This is a genomic window from Propionivibrio sp. (assembly GCF_041441355.1).
Classification (GTDB): Bacteria; Pseudomonadota; Gammaproteobacteria; order Burkholderiales; family Rhodocyclaceae; genus Propionivibrio.
The window spans coordinates 16,750-33,315 of record NZ_JASDTF010000026.1; the positions used below are offsets into that span (position 1 = coordinate 16,750).

A 16,566-nucleotide genomic window follows, 5' to 3' on the forward strand; every position below is an offset into this window, starting at 1 on the left:
CTTGCGGCTCAGTCGCCGCGCAAGAGGTCGTTGATGCTGGTCTTCGAGCGCGTCTGAGCGTCGACCTTCTTGACGATGACCGCGCAGTACAGGCTGTGCGAGCCGTCCTTGGACGGCAGGTTGCCGGAGACGACGACCGAGCCGGGCGGGATGCGGCCGTAGCTGACCTCAGCGGTCTCGCGGTCGAGGATCTTGGTCGACTGGCCGATATAGACGCCCATCGAGATCACCGAGCCTTCGCCGACGATGACCCCTTCGACGACTTCGGAGCGCGCACCGATGAAGCAGTTGTCTTCGATGATCGTGGGGTTGGCCTGCAGCGGCTCAAGCACGCCGCCGATGCCGACGCCGCCCGAGAGGTGCACGTTCTTGCCGATCTGGGCGCAGGAGCCGACCGTGGCCCAGGTGTCGACCATCGTGCCTTCATCGACGTAGGCGCCGATGTTCACGTACGAGGGCATCAGCACCACATTGCGGCCGATGAAGGAACCGCGACGCGCAGTGGCTGGCGGAACGACACGGAAGCCGCCGCGGGTGAAGTCTTCGCGCGAATACTTGGCGAACTTGCTCGGCACCTTGTCAAAAAAGCGCAGCGCGCCGCCGTCCATGACGACGTTGTCCTCGAGGCGGAAGGAGAGCAGCACGGCCTTCTTGATCCACTGGTGCGTGACCCAGTCGCCGTCGATCTTTTCGGCGACGCGCAGGCGCCCGGCGTCGAGCTCGGCGAGGACGGCGGCGACCGCTTCGCCGATCCGGGCGGGGGCGGTTCCGGGTTGCAGGGAAGCGCGGTTTTCCCAGGCGTCTTCGATGATGGACTGGAATTGCTGCATGGTTCTTTCCTAGAGTTGGGACACAAATTGTTGGATACGGCCGGCGGCTTCGAGGCATTCTTCGAGCGGCGCGACCAGGGCGATGCGCACGCAGCCGGCGCCGGGATTGATGCCATGGCTGGCGCGGGCGATGAAGCTGCCCGGCAGGACGACGACATTATAATCGGCGTACAGGGCACGGGCGAACTCGGTGTCGGAGACCGGAGTGCGCACCCAGTGATAGAAGCTGGCATCCGGCATCCGTGCCCCGAGCGGCCCGGCGAGCAGCGGCGTGACGGCTTCGAATTTCTCGCGGTACTGGCGGCGGTTGTCGATCACGTGCGCCTCGTCGTTCCAGGCCGCGACGCTGGCCATCTGCACCGCCGGGCTCATGGCACCGCCGTGGTAGGTGCGGTAGAGGAGAAAGTCCTTGAGGATGGCGGCGTCGCCCGCGACGAAGCCCGAACGCATGCCGGGCACGTTGGAGCGCTTGGAGAGGCTGGAGAACATCACCAGGCGCTCGAAGCTGCGGCCCAACTGGCGCGCGGCCTGCAGGCCGCCGAGCGGGGGCTTGGCCTCGTCGAAGAAGATTTCGGAATAGCACTCGTCCGAGGCGATGACAAAACCGTATTTATCGGAGAGCGCAAAGAGCCGCTTCCAGTCTTCGAGGTTCAGCACCTTGCCCGTCGGGTTGCCCGGCGAGCAGACGAACATCAGTTGCACGCGCCGCCATTCGGCGTCGCTCAGGCTGTCAAAATCGAAGGCGTAGTCGTTTTCCGGCAGGGTATTGAGGAAGCGCAGGTCGGCCCCGGCGAGGTAGGTCGCGCCTTCGTAGATCTGGTAGAAGGGGTTCGGGCTGACGACCAGCGGCGCTTCGCCCTGCAGGGCCTTGGCCGTGGGGTCGATGAGCGCCTGGGTGAAGGCGAACAGCGCCTCGCGCGAACCGTTGACCGGGATGATCTCGCGCTCAGGATCGACGCCGTCCAGAGCGTAACGCCGCTGCAGCCATGCCGCGATGGTCTGGCGCAGGGCTGGCAGACCCAGCGTAGTAGGGTAGTTGGCCAGCCCGGACAGCCCCGCGGTCAGCGCCTCCTTGATGAAGGGTGGCGTCTCGTGTTGCGGTTCGCCGATCGACAGGCGAATTTCACGCAGGTTCGGGTTCGGCGTGACGCCGGCAAAGAGCTGGCGGAGTTTTTCGAACGGGTAGGGGTGCAGTTTGGCGAGGTTGGGATTCACGGTATCGGTAGCGAGCGGTCAGAAGGCGGATCAACACGGGAAGCGCCCGATTATACGAGGCATCCTGTCACGGCGGAAAGACGGGCGGCGGCGGCCGGGGTTTACGGAGCAGCACGTTCATGTCGCTGCGTACAGCGAGGGCATTCGGTTATCATGCCCGCTTCACGGATGAACGGGGTTGCGCATGCACACCGGCAAAACCAACATCACGACCATCGGCGGCGGAACGGGAACCTTCAACGTCCTTTCCGGGCTGAGCCGGAAAAGCGATCTGAACCTTGCGGCGATCGTCACGGCGGCAGATTCCGGCGGTTCGACCGGCGAACTGCGCGACGAGTTCGGCATTCTTCCGCCCGGCGACGTGCGTCGGGCGATCGTGGCGCTGGCCGAGGACACCGAGGTGGTGCGCCGCCTCTTCGAGTACCGCTTCAAGGAAGGCAAGCGCATCGCCGGCCACACCGTCGGCAACCTCCTATTGACGGCGCTTTCCGACATCATGGGCGACTTTGAGCGCGGCATCGAGGAACTCTGCACGATGTTCGACGTGCGCGGCAAGGTGATCCCGGTGACGCTCGACAATGTGCATCTCGGGGTGACGCTGGAGAACGGCGAGCGCATCGTCGGCGAGAGCGAAATCGATGTGCCCCGGCACGACGCCAACGTGCCGATCCGCGACGCCTTCTTGATCGGTGGCGGGCGCCTCAACCCGCGGGCGCGCGAGGCGATCCTCAACTCCGATTTTGTGATCATCGGCCCCGGCGACCTCTACACCAGCATCATTCCGAATCTTTTGTGCGAAGGGATGCGCGAGGCTTTGCGCGAGACGCAGGCGCGCATTGTCTACGTGGGCAGCATCATGACCAAGCACGGCGAGACTGACGGCTTCTGTCTCGAGGATTTTGTGCGCGTGCTGGAGCAGCACGTCGGCGAGGATTGCCTCGATTACGTGCTGGTCAATAACGGTGAGTTGCGCGGCGATCTGTTGGGGAAATATCAGCTCGAAAGCAAGGCGCCGGTGCGGCTCAAGCGGCGTGAAACACTGATCGAGCGCGGCATCAAGATCGTCGAGCGCGATTTCACCAGCGATACCGACTACATCCGGCACGATCCGCGCAAACTGGCGCGGGCGGTCGAGGATTTTGCCAGTGGTTGGATTCGCTGAGCGCTCGCGCATCAGTGCCCGCGCGATCGCCTGACAAAGGCTAGCTAGGTGCGGCGAGGGCGCCGGCTCAGGTGGTAGAACAGGCCACTGATGCCGATCGCGGCGAGCGCGGCGAGGGGGTAGGTGAGCGCGATGCCCAGCACTGGCAGACCAAAGCCGACGATGGCGAAGAAGGCCGTGTATGCCCCCGAACCGAGCACGATTCCGCGCAGCACCACGGCGCAAGCCTCGCTGCCTTGCTGGGCGTGCGCGAAGGCCGCAAAGACCAGACCGAAGACCGGGAAGGGGGCGATCAGCCCGCTCAGTTGCGGGCCGAGCTGGTTCGCCACCGCGGTGATGACGAGCACGAAACCGGTGGCGACCAGCATGCGCGCCGGAAGGTCCCAGCGCGGTGGCTTGAGCGCGATGGCGCTCGGCATGCCCTTGGGCATGATGCGCAGGATGCTGCCGATGGCCAGCAGCAAAAGAGCGAGCGCCGTCCAGATGGTCCAGTGTCCGAGGTTGAGGAGCGCGGTCGACAACAGGAAAGCGAGGCTCGCGCACAGGGTGCTGAGCGGCCAGCTGAGGCGCGGCGCGCTGCGGCTGTAGGCGAGGCAGAACAGGCAGATCGATACCTGGCCAAGCAGGCCGCCGACGGCCGCTTGTGTCGCGAACGCGGTCCCTTGCTCGACGGCCAGGAAGAATGACACCGGCCCGGTGGTAAGCGGCAGGCCGATCAGGAGGCCGCTCACCAGCGGCCCCCAGCGTCGCCCGGCCAGCGCGACGCCGCCGATCAGCAGCGGCGTCAGGCAGAGCTTGAGGACGAAGAGCATGGCGGTCGGAGGGCTGTGCGGCCGGGTTGGCTAGACGTTCTTGCCGACCATGATTTCGAGGATCTGGCGGTCGGTCTCCTGCATGCTGTCGCAGGCCAGCGCGCAGAGGTTGGCGATCGAGGCATCGACGCTGTCGTCAACGATGCCCTCCTGACCGCTGACGCGCGAGTTGTCGAGCGCCATCAGCACCGCTTTGTAAGCGGCGGCGGCCGAGGTCGAGACCTTCATCGCGCAACTGTTCGAAGCGCCGTCGCAGATCATCCCGGCAACGTCGCCGATCATGCTGCAAATGGCCATGCTCGCCGCGCCGTAGCCGCCGCGCAGCAACCAGGCCATGCCCGCGGCCGCCCCCATGGCGGCCGTGGTGACGGCGCAGAGGGCCGAGAGCTTGGGCAGCTTGCTGTGGATGTAGATGGCCATCAGGTGCGAGAGCATCAGCGCGCGCGCCAGCGTCTCGTCGTCGGCTTTGACGTGTTCGGCGACGACGACGACCGGCATGGTGGCCATGATCCCCTGATTGCCCGAGCCGGAGTTGCTCATCGCGGGCAGGGTGGCGCCGCCCATGCGGGCGTCGGAAGCCGCCGAGGTGCGCACCAGGATGCGCGTCTGCAGGTCGTCGGACAGCAAGCCGCGTTCGACCTGCCGTTTGAGCGTGGCGCCGATGTGCAGGCCGTAGTCGCCGCCGATGCCTTCTTGCGACAGTTGCGAGTTGAGGCGGGCAGCCTCGAGGATGAAGGCAATGTCGGCAAACGGCGCCGAGGTTGCGAAGTCGTAGACGCCCTGCGCCGTGGCTTCGTGCAGGCTATAGCTCTCGCCGCGCTCGCCGAAGCAGGGGTCGGCCTTGAACAGCGTTTCGCCGTTTTTCTCGATCAGGATGACGTTGGTGTGGGCGTCGGCGATGCACACCCGTGCCCAGTCCTCGCCGCGGCTCAGGCGCGCTTCCGAATAGAGGATGTGCGGCACGTCGGCAATGCCCACCGTAACCTTTCTGGCGGCGAGCAGGGCTTTGCCGGCGGCGACCGATTCCGGGCTGAGTCCTTTGAGCACTTCCAGTCCGCCGTCGGGATTGCCACCCAACGCGCCGACCGCAGCCGCGATCGGCAGGCCGAGCATGCCGGTGCCGGGGACGGTGACGCCCATTCCGTTCTTCATCAGGTTGGCCGAGACCTTGGCCTCAATACGTTCGGGGGCTCCGCCCAGGTGGCGGGCCGCGATGGCCGAGGCGAGGGCGAGCGAAATCGGCTCAGTGCAACCGAGCGCGGGGGCGATCTCGTGCTTGACGGCTTTGAGGAACTCCGGCCAGAGCTTGCGTTGGTTGTTCACGGGAAGAAGGAGGAGGAAGGGTTGAACATGGCGACGGGCGCTTGGAGCGCCCGTCGTGAAGGAAGGTTTGGCTCGCCTCAGGCGGCGCCGCAACACTGCTTGAATTTCTTGCCGCTACCGCAGGGGCAAGGGTCGTTGCGGCCGACCTTGGGGCCGTTGCGACGCTGCGTTCCGGCGCTGCGCTTGATGTGCCAGAAACGGTAAATGTCGGTCACGGCTTGAGGCAAATCTTCCTCGCTGTCGGCCAGCAGTTCGGCGCGCGCCTCGCCTTCGGGCCATTCCTCGCCGTGCTCGCGCGCGGCGGCTTCGGCCTCCCCGGTCAACACCATCAGCGGGAAGAGGCGTTCGTCGAGGTATTCGATCTCGTCAGCGCTTTCTTCGTCGAGGTCCTCGTCCTCGTCGCCGAGGGCTTCGAACCAGTCTTCTTCGGCCGCGTCGACGCCGGCCAGATAGGCCTGACACCAGGGCTGGTAGTCGCTCGGGCCGTTTTCGTCGTCGTCACGGCCATAGAGGTAGAGTACCGGCGGCTCGCCCGCGGCGAGGCCAGCCTCAAGTTCGCGCGCGAAGGCGCGCAGCAGCTCGGCGGCCTCGCGCCCCGGGGCGCTCGCCAGCGCCTCTTCGTTGCCCAGAACGTCGGCCAGCCAGACGTCCTCGGGCAGCGGTTGCGGCCCGCTGAGCACGGCGCAGAGATAGCCCTGAACTTCGTCGAGGCGCATCGCCTCGGGCAGCTCGGAATCGTCGAGCAGGCTTTCGAGACGGTCGAGATCCTCGTCCGCGAGGACGTGGTTGGTCGCTTCCTGGCGCTCGCTCATGGTCTTACCCCCGCGTGGTGGATTGGCTGTCGAATTGGGTGAGGTCGACGCGCGCAGCGGGCTGCCAGCCCGGCGCACGATGCTCGGCGACGACGTTGGTGAAGATGCCGCCGCGCACGAAGAATTTGGCGGTGACGCGCATGAAGCGCGGTTGCAGTTCGGCGACGAGGTCGTCGAGGATGCGGTTGGTGACGGCCTCGTGGAAACAGCCCTCGTTACGGAACGACCAGATGTAGAGCTTGAGGCTCTTCAATTCGACGCATTTCGTTTCGGGAATGTAATCGAGCAGGATGGTGGCGAAATCCGGCTGGCCGGTTTTCGGGCACAGGCAGGTGAATTCCGGAATTTCCATGTGGATGTGGAAATCACGCTGCGTTGCGGGGTTGGGGAAGGTCTCGAGGGTCTTGCTGGGTTGGGTGCTCATGGTCGTGCGGAAACGAAAAAGAAAGGCAAGGTGATATTATATGCCCATGAGCATTCGCGTGCCGTAAAGGCTGAGCGCTCCGTTTTCGCCCATCAGAAATCGTATTGCGCAGCCGACAGGCTGCGTTCTCATTCATGCGCCTGACAAAACTCAAACTCGCTGGCTTCAAATCCTTCGTGGATCCGACGACGATTTCCCTGCCGGGTCAGCTGGTTGGCGTCGTCGGGCCGAACGGTTGCGGCAAGTCGAACGTGATGGATGCCGTGCGCTGGGTGCTCGGCGAATCGAAGGCTTCCGAATTGCGCGGCGAGTCGATGCAGGACGTGATCTTCAACGGCTCCGGCGGGCGCAAGCCGGTTTCGCGTGCCGCCGTCGAGCTGGTCTTCGACAATTCGCTGGGCCGCATTGCCGGGCAGTGGTCGCAGTACACCGAGCTTTCGGTCAAGCGGGTGCTGACCCGCAACGGCCAGTCCGAGTATTTCATCAACAACCAGCAGGTCCGCCGCAAGGACATCACCGACCTCTTTCTCGGGACTGGTTTGGGGCCGCGTGCCTACGCCATCATCGGTCAGGGCACCATTTCGCGCATCATCGAGGCCAAGCCCGACGAACTGCGCGTCTTTCTCGAAGAAGCGGCCGGCGTCACCAAGTACAAGGAGCGACGCAAGGAAACCGAGAGCCGTCTGGCCGACACGCGCGACAACCTGGCCCGGGTCGAGGACATCCGCGGCGAACTTGGGCACCAGATGGAGCGCCTCGAAGCGCAGGCCGCGGTTGCCCGTCAGTACCGTGAGTACAACGATGATCTGACGCGCAAGCAGCACCTGCTCTGGCTGATCCGGCGCAACGACGCGCAGGCCGAGCGCGAACGTTTATTGCGCGAGGTGGACCGCGCGGTGGTCGACCTTGAAGCCCAGAATGCCGGTTTGCGCGAAACCGAAGCGCGCATCGAGGAGGCGCGCGAGGCCCATTTCACCCGCAGCGACGGTGTGCATGCCGCCCAGACCGGCTTGTTCGAAGCCAACGCCGAGGTGACGCGCCTCGAGGCCGAAATCCGACATCGGCGCGAATCGCAGCAGGAATACGAGTCGCGCGTCGCCCAGCTGAACAACGACCATACGCTCTGGCAGCAAGACCTTGAGCGCCTGGCGGAAGACTACGAGCGCTGGACCGAGCTCTCGGCCTTGTCGGACGACCGCGTCGAGCAAGGCGAGATGCGTCTTTCGGCGCAGCAGGAGCGCCTGCCTTTGGCCGAAGATCGGCAAGCGGAAGCGCAGGAGGCGGTCAGCCGGCAGCGGGCGGCGATGGCGCAGGCCGACCAGCGCCTGCAGGTCGAGTTGACCCATCGCGGCCATGCGCAGCGCTCCTTGCAGATCATTGCCGCGCGCCGTGATCGTCTGGTGCAGGAGCGTGAGGCGCTGCCCGAGCCGGACAGTGAAGAATACGAAACCAAGCAGGAGGAGCTGGCCGAGTTGCGCGAACGGATCGCTGACGCGCAAGACTCGCTTTCCGACCGACAGCAGGAAATCCCGCGCCTCGAACAGGCGCGGCGCGGTGTGCTGGCGCAGTTGCAGCAGGCGCAGAAAGAGCGTGCAGAAGCCAATGCCCGCCGCGCGACGCTGGAACAGTTGCAGAAACGCGTTCAGGGTGAAGGCAAACTGGGCGAATGGCTGCAACGGCACGGACTTGATCGGCATCTGCCCTTGTGGAAGGCAATGCACGTCGAGGCGGGCTGGGAAGACGCCGTCGAGGCCGTGCTGCGGGAACGCGTCGGCGCCCTGGCGAGCGAGACCTTCTCGCCGGAGTGGGACCACGACCGTCCGGGCGGCAAGCTGGCCCTGGTGATGCCCGATGCACAGCAACTGGCCGGTGCCTTGCCGCCGCCGGAAGGTCGGCTATTGGCGCACGTTCGTTGCACGGATGCCCGTCTCGCCACGGCGATCGGCGAATGGCTGGGGCGCGTGCACACGGCGTCCGACCTTGCTGCGGCCTTGGCCCGACGGGGCGACCTGGGGCCTGGCGAATGCTGTGTCACCGCGCAGGGGGACATCGTCGATCGTTTGAGCATCACGCTCTTCGCCCCGAGCGCCGCGGAACACGGGCTGCTCGAGCGCCAGCGCGAGATCGAGACGCTCGGCGAGCAGATCGGTGCGCTCGAGGCGCGCGTCGAAGAAGAACAGGCTCGCCTAGCCGCCCTCGAGCAACAGTTGCAGGACGCGCAGGATGAAGTCCAGGACGCCCGCCTGCGTCTGGACGATCTGCAGGAACGCGCGCACGCCATCCAGGTCGAGACGCTCAAGCTGGCGCAGGCGCTGGAGCGCTTCCGCGAACGGCAGGCGCAGATCGACGAGAGTCTTGCCGAAATGCGCGCCGAGGAAGAGAGCGAGAACGAGCGCCTGTTCGTCGCCGAGCAGGCGGTCGAAGAGCAGCGCGAGACGATTCGCCTGTTGCAGCACGAACTCGACGCGGCGCAGGCCGCGTTCGAACAGGCCGACCGGGCCTTGCGCGATGAGCGCGAGCAGGTGAGCCAGGTCGAGCGCGAACTGCGCGACGCGCAATTTTCCCAGCGCGAATGCCGCACCAAGATCGACGACATCGTGCGTAGCCGCGAACTGGCGCGCAAGCAGATCGAGCGCATCGTCGACGAACTGGCGCGTTGCACCGAAAATGCGGAGGCAATGCAGGCCGAGGACCTCGAGCCCAAGCTGCAGGCCGCGCTGGAACAACGCTTGGTGAGCGAACAGGCTTTGGCCGCGGCACGCGATGCGCTGGAGGCGGCGACGGCCGGTCTGCGCGCTCTTGAGGAGCAACGCATGAAGTCGGAGCAGGGTCTGGAGCCGTTGCGCGACCGGATCGGCGACCTGCGCCTCAAGGAGCAGGCGGCCGCACTCAATTTCGAGCAGCTCGCGGCGCAGTTGGTCGAGGCCGGCGCCGACGAGGCCGCTCTGGCCGACGCCGTACCGGGCGCCAAGCCGGGCGCCTTGCAGAGCGCGATCGGCGGCTTGCAGCGCGCCATCGAGGCACTGGGTGCGGTCAACCTCGCGGCGCTCGACGAACTCGAGTCGGCGCGCGAGCGCAAAGGCTTCCTCGATGCCCAGTCGGAAGACCTGGCGCAAGCCATGGAAACCCTGGAGAACGCGATCCGTCGCATCGACCGTGAGACGCGCGAACTACTCCAGACGACCTACGACACGGTCAACAAGAATTTCGGGGAACTGTTCCCCATCCTCTTCGGCGGTGGTGAGGCCAAGCTGATCATGACCGGCGAGGAGATCCTCGATGCCGGCGTTCAGGTCATGGCCCAGCCGCCGGGCAAGAAAAACTCAACCATCCATCTGCTTTCGGGCGGCGAGAAGGCGTTGACCGCGATTGCGCTGGTGTTTTCGATGTTCCAGCTCAATCCGGCGCCGTTCTGCCTGCTCGACGAGGTCGACGCACCGCTGGACGACACCAACACCGAGCGCTTTTGCGCCATGGTGCAGCGCATGTCGGCGAAGACGCAGTTCCTGTTCATCAGCCACAACAAGATCGCCATGGAAATGGCGCAGCAGTTGGTCGGCGTGACGATGCAGGAATCCGGCGTTTCGCGTATCGTCGAGGTCGACATGGAAGAAGCGCTGCGCATGCGCGAGCAGATCGTTTAGGGGTTCTCGATGACCGAACTGCAGTTGGGCCTTATCGTTTTGGGGGTGTTCGCGGTTTGCGGCGTCCTGATTTACAACAAGTGGCAGGAACGTCGGCATCGTGCGCTGGCCGAACAGGTGCTCGGGTCAGCGCATCAGGACGTGCTGCTTGACACCGCCCGTGCGGAGGCCGCGCCGCCTCAGGCGCCGCAGGCCGAACGCGAAGTCTTTTTTGCCGAGCCCGGCTTGACGGCGGCCCGTGCCGATGCCGCGGACGACGATTTCGATGCGCCCTCGACCAGTGAGCGTCCGGGGCCGGTCAGCCGCTTGGCTGAGCGTTTTTCTTTCGGGCGATCCAAATCCGCCGAGAGCGATCACGAGCCTATTGCCCCCGTGACCGAAGGGCAGGGCAAAGACCGCATCGAGCCGGTGCTCGGCGGTTCCGAGACCGAGCCGCCTGGGCGGCTTGAGCCAGGTTGGACCGCCGCGCCGCACCTTGAACCCTCGCCCGAACCTCAGGCGCCCGCAGCGACGTTCGAACACGAGGTGCCCGCGCCGGAGTTGCCGCGCATGCCGGCGGCGGAGCCCGTCATGACGGCTTCCGCGCCCAGCCGGACGTCGCCGATGGAGCGTGCCGAGCCGGCTGCCGAAACGCATCACGAAGCGAAGTGCGATGTTCGTCGCGAGGGCGGTGTGGGGATTACCCTGTCGCCCCTGATCGATTACGTGGCTTCTTTCGAAGCGGTCGAACCGACGTCTGGCGCGCGTATCCTCGAGCTGCCGCGCGAGGCGCTCGGGCGCGTGAAGAAATACGTGCAGTGCATCGGCTTTAACGAAACGAGCCACGAGTGGGAGAAGATCGACGTCGACCACGAAGGTGGTCAGGGTGAATACCGGCGCTTCCGTTTCGGGCTGCAACTCGTCGACCGCCAGGGGCCAGCCAGCGAAACCGACCTGTCGGTGTTTTGCATGGCCATGCAGGACCTCGCCGATGCGACCCTGTCCATTGTCGATCTACCCCAGCGGGGGCAGGCGATGAAGGCTGCCGCGGACCTCGACGCCTTCTGCGCCGGTGTCGACATCCAGATCGGGATCAACGTCGTCAGCCAGGCACAGCCTTTCCCGGGAACGAAGTTGCGGGCGCTGGCCGAGGCCGCTGGAATGACGATGGACATCGAAGGCCGTTTTGTTCGCTGCGATGAAGACGGCAACGTGTTGTACGTGCTGGTGAACCAGGAGGCGCAGCCTTTTGCGCCCGAGACGATGCGGGTGCTGAACACGCATGCGCTGACCTTCCTGCTCGATGTGCCGCGCGTTGCGCACGGCGACCGCGTCTTCAACCAGATGGTCGATCTGGCCAAGCGTTTCGCCGACGTTCTGCGCGGCACGGTTGTCGATGACAACCGCCGGCCGCTTTCGGAAAGCGCGCTCGATCCGATCCGCAAGCAGATCGGCCATTACCAGACGCTGCTCGCCTCGAGTCACCTGCCGGCCGGGAGCGAACTGACGCGCCGGCTCTTCTCCTGATTCGGCGCCGCGATGAATAACGTAGAACGCGCGCAGCATTTGCGCGCCGAGATTGCCCGTTACGACCACCATTACTACGTTCTCGACGCGCCGCTCGTTCCCGACGCTGAGTACGACCGCCTCTTTCGCGAGCTTCAGGCCCTCGAGGCGGCGCATCCTGAACTGCAGACGCCGGATTCGCCGACTTTGCGCGTCGGTGGAGCGGTGTTGGCGGCGTTTGCGCCGGTCCGTCATACGGTGCCGATGCTTTCGATCCGAACCGAGACCGATGTCGAGGCCAGCGGCGCTTTTGCCTTTGATGCCCGCATCCGCCGCGAGCTGCGGCTGACTGAGCTCGACCCTCCGATCGAATACAGCGCCGAACTTAAATTCGACGGGCTGGCGATCAGCCTGCGTTACGAAGACGGGCTGTTGGTGCGTGCCGCCACCCGTGGCGACGGCGAGAACGGCGAGGACGTCACCGCCAACGTGCGTACTGTCGGCGACATTCCGCTGCGCCTGCGCGGCGAGGAGGCCCGCGCTTTGCCCAAGGTGCTCGAGGTGCGCGGCGAGATTTACATGCGCCGGGCGGATTTCCTTCGTTTCAACCTCGAAGCAGAAGCGCGTGGGGAGAAAACTTTGGTCAATCCCCGCAATGCTGCCGCCGGCAGCATCCGCCAGCTCGACTCGAAAATCGCGGCGACGCGGCCGCTGGCGTTCTTCGCCTACGGTCTGGGCGAATACGAAGGCTGGTCGATTCCGGAAACCCACGCTGGCGTGCTCGATGCTCTGGCCTGTTTCGGTCTGCCCGTCTGCGCCGAGCGCGCCGTGCTGCAGGGGCCTCAGGCACTGGCCGATTTTCATGCCCGGATCGGTGCCCGGCGCGGCGACTTGCCGTTCGACATCGATGGGGTGGTCTACAAGGTCAATCGTCTCGATCTTCAGGCCGAGCTCGGCTATGTCTCGCGCGAGCCGCGCTGGGCCGTGGCGCACAAGTATCCCGCCGAAGAAGCGTGTACTGAGGTCTTGGGGATCGACATCCAAGTGGGGCGCACCGGGGCGCTGACTCCGGTGGCCCGGCTGGCGCCGGTATTCGTGGGCGGCGTGACGGTGACCAACGCCACCCTGCACAACGAGGACGAGGTGCGGCGCAAGGACGTTCGGATTGGCGATACGGTTGTCGTCCGTCGGGCCGGCGACGTGATTCCGGAGGTTGTGCGCATGCTGCCCGAGCGTCGACCGATCATGGCGCCCGAATTCGTGCTGCCGAAAACCTGCCCGGTGTGCGGTTCGCATGTCGTCCGTGGCGCCGACGAGGCCGTCGCACGCTGCAGCGGCGGGCTTTTCTGCCCGGCGCAGCGCAAACAGGCCTTGTTGCATTTCGCAGCCCGGCGGGCGATGGACATCGAGGGACTGGGAGAGAAACTCGTCGAGCAACTGGTCGATGCGGACATCGTGCGGACTCCGGCCGACCTTTACCGACTGGGTCTGCTTGCGCTCGCCAATTTGGAACGGATGGCCGAAAAATCGGCAAGCAACCTGCTCGAAGCGATCGAGCGCAGCAAGACAACGACCCTGGCACGCTTCATCTTTGCACTCGGCATTCGCAATGTCGGCGAAAGTACCGCGCGCGACCTGGCACGCCATTTCGGCGCCCTTGACGCCTTGCTCGAAGCCGATGAAGCGGCGCTCCTTGCGGTGCCGGACGTCGGCCCCATCGTCGCTCAGTGCCTCCTGCAGTTCCTCGCCGAGCCGCACAACCGCGAAGTCATCGAACAATTACGTGCAACCGGGATCGTCTTTCCCGAAGGTGAGGGGGAGGCGGCGGAACTCGGTCCCTTGGCCGGGAAAACGCTGGTGCTGACCGGAACGTTGCCGCAGCTTGCGCGCGACGAGGCCAAGGCCTTGATCGAGGCGGCAGGCGGAAAGGTCAGCGGTTCGGTCTCGCGCAAGACGCATTATGTCGTGGCAGGCAGCGAGGCTGGCTCCAAGCTTGCAAAAGCACAGGAACTGGCGGTCCCGATCATTGATGAGGCACAATTACGGATTCTTCTGAATCTTCCCGAGGGTGATACGACCCCATGAGCAAGGTGAAAAAGGCCGTTTTTCCGGTGGCCGGCTTGGGAACCCGCTTTTTGCCGGCGACCAAGGCGAGCCCCAAGGAAATGCTGCCGATCGTCGATAAGCCCTTGATCCAGTATGCCGTCGAGGAAGCTGTTGCGGCCGGGATCGAAGAGATGATCTTCATCACCGGGCGCAGCAAGCGCGCGATCGAAGATCACTTCGACAAGGCATACGAGCTGGAAAACGAGCTGGCGCTGAAAAACAAGACCGCCTTGCTCGAAGAGGTTCGCAACCTTCTGCCCAAGTCGATCAAGTGCATCTACATCCGTCAACCCGAGGCCCTTGGGCTCGGGCACGCCGTGCTGTGCGCGCGGCCGGCAATCGGCGATGAACCGTTTGCCGTGCTTCTGGCCGACGACCTGCTGGACGGCGAACCGCCGGTGATGCAACAGATGGCCGACGTCTTCGCCCAAGAGCAGTGCTCGCTGCTGGCGGGAATGAACGTGCCGCTGGCGGAGACCGCCAGCTACGGAATCGTCGGCAGCACGGCGCTCGACGATCGCCTTGAGCGGATCGAGCGGATCGTTGAAAAACCCGCGCCGGAGAAAGCGCCTTCGACCTTGGCGGTCGTCGGACGCTACATCCTCACGCCGCGCATTTTCTATCATCTGGAGAACGTTCGTCCGGGTTCGGGCGGCGAGATCCAATTGACCGATGCCATTGCCGCGTTGCTCGCCGAGGAACGGGTATTGGCCTATCGTTACCGCGGGACGCGTTTTGATTGCGGCAGCAAGATCGGCTACTTGCAGGCCACCATCGAATTCGCCCGGCGCCACCCGGAAGTTGGGGCGGCGTTTAACACTTATCTGAAGACTCTGGAACTAGCATGATGGACATTAAAGAGGCCAAGGATCTCCTTGCCGGCGCGGAAGTGATTCATTCCGCCGAGACGGTGGCAGCGGCGGTGACCCGCGTCGCAGCTGAAATCACCGAGAAGCTGGGGGACACCAATCCGCTCCTGCTGTGCGTGATGAGCGGCGGCGTGCCTTTTGCCGGCCAGCTGATGACGCAGCTGCATTTCCCGCTCGAGTTCGACTATATGCACGTGACGCGCTACGGCCAGGAAACCTCCGGCGGGGCCTTGTCCTGGCGCGCAGCGCCCTGGACTTCGGTCAAGGACCGCACCGTCCTGATCCTCGACGACATCCTCGACGAGGGCGTTACCCTGGCGGCGATTGTCGAGCGCATGAAGCAACTCGGCGCCAAGGCCTGCTACACCGCGGTGGCGACCGACAAGCTCAACGGCAAGGTGAAGCCGATCAAGGCCGATTTCGTCGCCCTGACCGTTCCGGACCGTTTCGTCTTCGGCTACGGTATGGACGTGCGCGGCACCTGGCGCAACCTGCCGGCGATCTACGCCATGAAGGAAGAAGGCTAAGCGCCTCATCTTCTCACCGGCGGGCGGCTTTGCCGTCCGTCCGCCGCTTCTTTCGTTTTCGGCGAAACTCCATTTTGGAATCGATATGCTTGCGGTGATCGGCGGCACGGGCCTGACCCAATTGGCCAACCTCAGCGTGACCCGGCGCGAAGTGCTGCGCACGCCCTACGGCGACCCTTCGGGGGCAGTGACCTTCGGTCTGCTGTGCGGGCGTCCGGTCGCCTTCCTGGCCCGGCACGGCTACGGACACACGATTCCGCCGCACGAAGTCAATTACCGTGCCAACATCTGGGCCCTGGCCAAGAGTGGCGCCAAGGCGATCGTTTCGGTCGCGTCCGTGGGTAGCATCCGCGCCGACCTCAAACCCGGGGATCTGGTCATTCCGCATCAGATCATTGACTACACCTGGGGGCGCAAGAGCACCTTCCATGAGGGTGACGATTGCCAGGTGACGCACATCGATTTCACCGAACCCTACGACGAAGCCTTGCGTCAGCGCCTGCTCGAAACCGCCAGGGCGCAAGGTATCGTGGTCGGCGATGGGGCGGTGTATGCGACGACCCAGGGGCCGCGCCTGGAAACGGCGGCCGAGATCAACCGTCTCGAACGCGATGGCGCCGACGTCGTCGGCATGACGGGGATGCCCGAGGCTGTCCTGGCGCGCGAGGCCGGGGTGCCGTACGCCGCGATCAGCGTGGTCGCCAACTATGCCGCAGGGCGCGGTGACAGCCAGCACGGGATCAGCTTCGAAGCGATCCAGAATGTCCTGGGTGACTCGATGCGCCACGTCCGTAACCTGATTGAAAGTCTGGCCGGCTGTGATGATACGTGCACTGCTTAAGCTGGGCGATGCGCGCCTGCTTCGGCGGGCGCAGCCCGTAGCAGCCTTTTCGACCCCGGCGCTGCGCGAGTTGGTCGCCGACCTGCACGAGACGATGCTTGCACACGACGGCGCCGGGATCGCTGCGCCGCAGATTGGCGTTGACCTGCGCGTGGTTATTTTCGGCGGCAAGCCGACCCCGCGCTATCCGGAATCGCTTGGCGTGCCTTACACGGTCCTCATCAACCCTGAACTCTCGCCGATTGGCGACGACGAAGCCGAGGGCTGGGAAGGCTGCCTCTCGGTGCCGGGCTTGCGTGGCCTCGTTCCGCGCTGGCAGTGTTTGCGCTACCGTGGTTTCGACGTCGAGGGGCGGTTGATCGAACGTACGGTCGAAGGCTTCCACGCCCGCGTCGTGCAGCACGAATGCGACCACCTTGACGGTTTGCTCTTCCCCATGCGAGTGCGTGACCTGCGCCAGTTCGGCTTTACCGACGTCCTTTTTCCAGACCTTTCGCCTGCTGCCGACGACTGAGT

General features: G+C 64.9%; 14 protein-coding genes. 8 read left to right on the top strand and 6 right to left on the bottom strand.

The features are described 5' to 3' along the window. Positions 1 to 8 precede the first annotated feature (8 nt). Together dapD and dapC are read right to left on the bottom strand one after the other, a co-directional pair. The gene (gene dapD, locus QMB55_RS09680; RefSeq protein ID WP_497588492.1) at positions 9 to 830 is read right to left on the bottom strand and encodes a 2,3,4,5-tetrahydropyridine-2,6-dicarboxylate N-succinyltransferase; all 822 of its coding nucleotides are present in this window, start codon (positions 828 to 830) and stop codon (positions 9 to 11) included. Between the two features lie 9 nt (positions 831 to 839). Then, positions 840 to 2,045, bottom strand: coding sequence for a succinyldiaminopimelate transaminase (gene dapC / locus QMB55_RS09685; RefSeq protein WP_497588493.1), 1,206 nt, complete (start codon positions 2,043 to 2,045; stop codon positions 840 to 842). A 184-nt stretch (positions 2,046 to 2,229) separates the two neighbouring features. Here dapC and QMB55_RS09690 point away from each other — a divergent pair, with 184 nt between their 5' ends. After that, positions 2,230 to 3,207 carry a gluconeogenesis factor YvcK family protein gene (locus QMB55_RS09690; RefSeq protein WP_497588494.1) on the top strand — a complete coding sequence of 326 codons (978 nt, stop codon included), beginning with the start codon at positions 2,230 to 2,232 and terminating at the stop codon, positions 3,205 to 3,207. 44 nt (positions 3,208 to 3,251) lie between these two features. Here QMB55_RS09690 and QMB55_RS09695 read toward each other — a convergent pair whose 3' ends face one another. The 4 genes from QMB55_RS09695 to queF form a co-directional block, all read right to left on the bottom strand. Continuing rightward, entirely contained in the window at positions 3,252 to 4,019 is a 768-nt protein-coding gene (locus QMB55_RS09695) for a hypothetical protein (RefSeq protein WP_497588495.1), read from the bottom strand. 30 nt (positions 4,020 to 4,049) lie between these two features. Further along, on the bottom strand, positions 4,050 to 5,342 hold the full coding sequence (locus QMB55_RS09700; RefSeq protein WP_497588496.1) for an L-cysteine desulfidase family protein: 1,293 nt from the start codon (positions 5,340 to 5,342) through the stop codon (positions 4,050 to 4,052). Between the two features lie 77 nt (positions 5,343 to 5,419). Then, positions 5,420 to 6,154 carry a UPF0149 family protein gene (locus QMB55_RS09705; RefSeq protein ID WP_497588497.1) on the bottom strand — a complete coding sequence of 245 codons (735 nt, stop codon included), beginning with the start codon at positions 6,152 to 6,154 and terminating at the stop codon, positions 5,420 to 5,422. A gap of 4 nt (positions 6,155 to 6,158) precedes the next feature. Next, positions 6,159 to 6,578 carry a preQ(1) synthase gene (queF, locus tag QMB55_RS09710; RefSeq protein ID WP_497588498.1) on the bottom strand — a complete coding sequence of 140 codons (420 nt, stop codon included), beginning with the start codon at positions 6,576 to 6,578 and terminating at the stop codon, positions 6,159 to 6,161. A 134-nt stretch (positions 6,579 to 6,712) separates the two neighbouring features. On the opposite strand from queF, the gene smc reads away from it, so the two are divergent. The 7 genes from smc to def all read left to right on the top strand — a co-directional run bounded on the left by smc (position 6,713) and on the right by def (position 16,564). Next, positions 6,713 to 10,222 (top strand): chromosome segregation protein SMC, encoded by a 3,510-nt coding sequence (gene smc / locus QMB55_RS09715; RefSeq protein ID WP_497588499.1) that lies wholly within the window; start codon positions 6,713 to 6,715, stop codon positions 10,220 to 10,222. A gap of 9 nt (positions 10,223 to 10,231) precedes the next feature. After that, positions 10,232 to 11,728 carry a cell division protein ZipA C-terminal FtsZ-binding domain-containing protein gene (locus QMB55_RS09720; RefSeq protein WP_497588500.1) on the top strand — a complete coding sequence of 499 codons (1,497 nt, stop codon included), beginning with the start codon at positions 10,232 to 10,234 and terminating at the stop codon, positions 11,726 to 11,728. Between the two features lie 12 nt (positions 11,729 to 11,740). Beyond that, positions 11,741 to 13,792 carry an NAD-dependent DNA ligase LigA gene (ligA, locus tag QMB55_RS09725; RefSeq protein ID WP_497588501.1) on the top strand — a complete coding sequence of 684 codons (2,052 nt, stop codon included), beginning with the start codon at positions 11,741 to 11,743 and terminating at the stop codon, positions 13,790 to 13,792. Continuing rightward, the gene (gene galU, locus QMB55_RS09730) at positions 13,789 to 14,661 is read left to right on the top strand and encodes a UTP--glucose-1-phosphate uridylyltransferase GalU (RefSeq protein WP_497588502.1); all 873 of its coding nucleotides are present in this window, start codon (positions 13,789 to 13,791) and stop codon (positions 14,659 to 14,661) included. The genes ligA and galU overlap by 4 nt, the downstream gene beginning before the upstream one ends. Then, a complete protein-coding gene (locus QMB55_RS09735; RefSeq protein WP_497588503.1) occupies positions 14,658 to 15,209 on the top strand; it encodes a hypoxanthine-guanine phosphoribosyltransferase in 552 nt (183 codons plus the stop codon). Before galU ends, QMB55_RS09735 begins: the two co-directional genes overlap by 4 nt. Positions 15,210 to 15,294: 85 nt before the next feature. Beyond that, the gene (locus tag QMB55_RS09740) at positions 15,295 to 16,050 is read left to right on the top strand and encodes an S-methyl-5'-thioinosine phosphorylase (RefSeq protein WP_497588504.1); all 756 of its coding nucleotides are present in this window, start codon (positions 15,295 to 15,297) and stop codon (positions 16,048 to 16,050) included. Beyond that, the gene (gene def / locus QMB55_RS09745) at positions 16,031 to 16,564 is read left to right on the top strand and encodes a peptide deformylase (RefSeq protein WP_497588527.1); all 534 of its coding nucleotides are present in this window, start codon (positions 16,031 to 16,033) and stop codon (positions 16,562 to 16,564) included. Before QMB55_RS09740 ends, def begins: the two co-directional genes overlap by 20 nt. The last annotated feature ends 2 nt before the right edge of the window (positions 16,565 to 16,566 follow it).

Bases quoted from the DNA above. Each gene is read 5' to 3' on its own strand.
- dapD (WP_497588492.1), bottom strand. From the start codon at position 830: ATGCAGCAATTCCAGTCCATCATCGAAGACGCCTGGGAAAACCGCGCT.
- QMB55_RS09690 (WP_497588494.1), top strand. From the start codon at position 2,230: ATGCACACCGGCAAAACCAACATCACGACCATCGGCGGCGGAACGGGA.
- QMB55_RS09695 (WP_497588495.1), bottom strand. From the start codon at position 4,019: ATGCTCTTCGTCCTCAAGCTCTGCCTGACGCCGCTGCTGATCGGCGGC.
- QMB55_RS09705 (WP_497588497.1), bottom strand. From the start codon at position 6,154: ATGAGCGAGCGCCAGGAAGCGACCAACCACGTCCTCGCGGACGAGGAT.
- queF (WP_497588498.1), bottom strand. From the start codon at position 6,578: ATGAGCACCCAACCCAGCAAGACCCTCGAGACCTTCCCCAACCCCGCA.
- smc (WP_497588499.1), top strand. From the start codon at position 6,713: ATGCGCCTGACAAAACTCAAACTCGCTGGCTTCAAATCCTTCGTGGAT.
- QMB55_RS09720 (WP_497588500.1), top strand. From the start codon at position 10,232: ATGACCGAACTGCAGTTGGGCCTTATCGTTTTGGGGGTGTTCGCGGTT.
- ligA (WP_497588501.1), top strand. From the start codon at position 11,741: ATGAATAACGTAGAACGCGCGCAGCATTTGCGCGCCGAGATTGCCCGT.
- galU (WP_497588502.1), top strand. From the start codon at position 13,789: ATGAGCAAGGTGAAAAAGGCCGTTTTTCCGGTGGCCGGCTTGGGAACC.
- QMB55_RS09735 (WP_497588503.1), top strand. From the start codon at position 14,658: ATGATGGACATTAAAGAGGCCAAGGATCTCCTTGCCGGCGCGGAAGTG.
- QMB55_RS09740 (WP_497588504.1), top strand. From the start codon at position 15,295: ATGCTTGCGGTGATCGGCGGCACGGGCCTGACCCAATTGGCCAACCTC.
- def (WP_497588527.1), top strand. From the start codon at position 16,031: ATGATACGTGCACTGCTTAAGCTGGGCGATGCGCGCCTGCTTCGGCGG.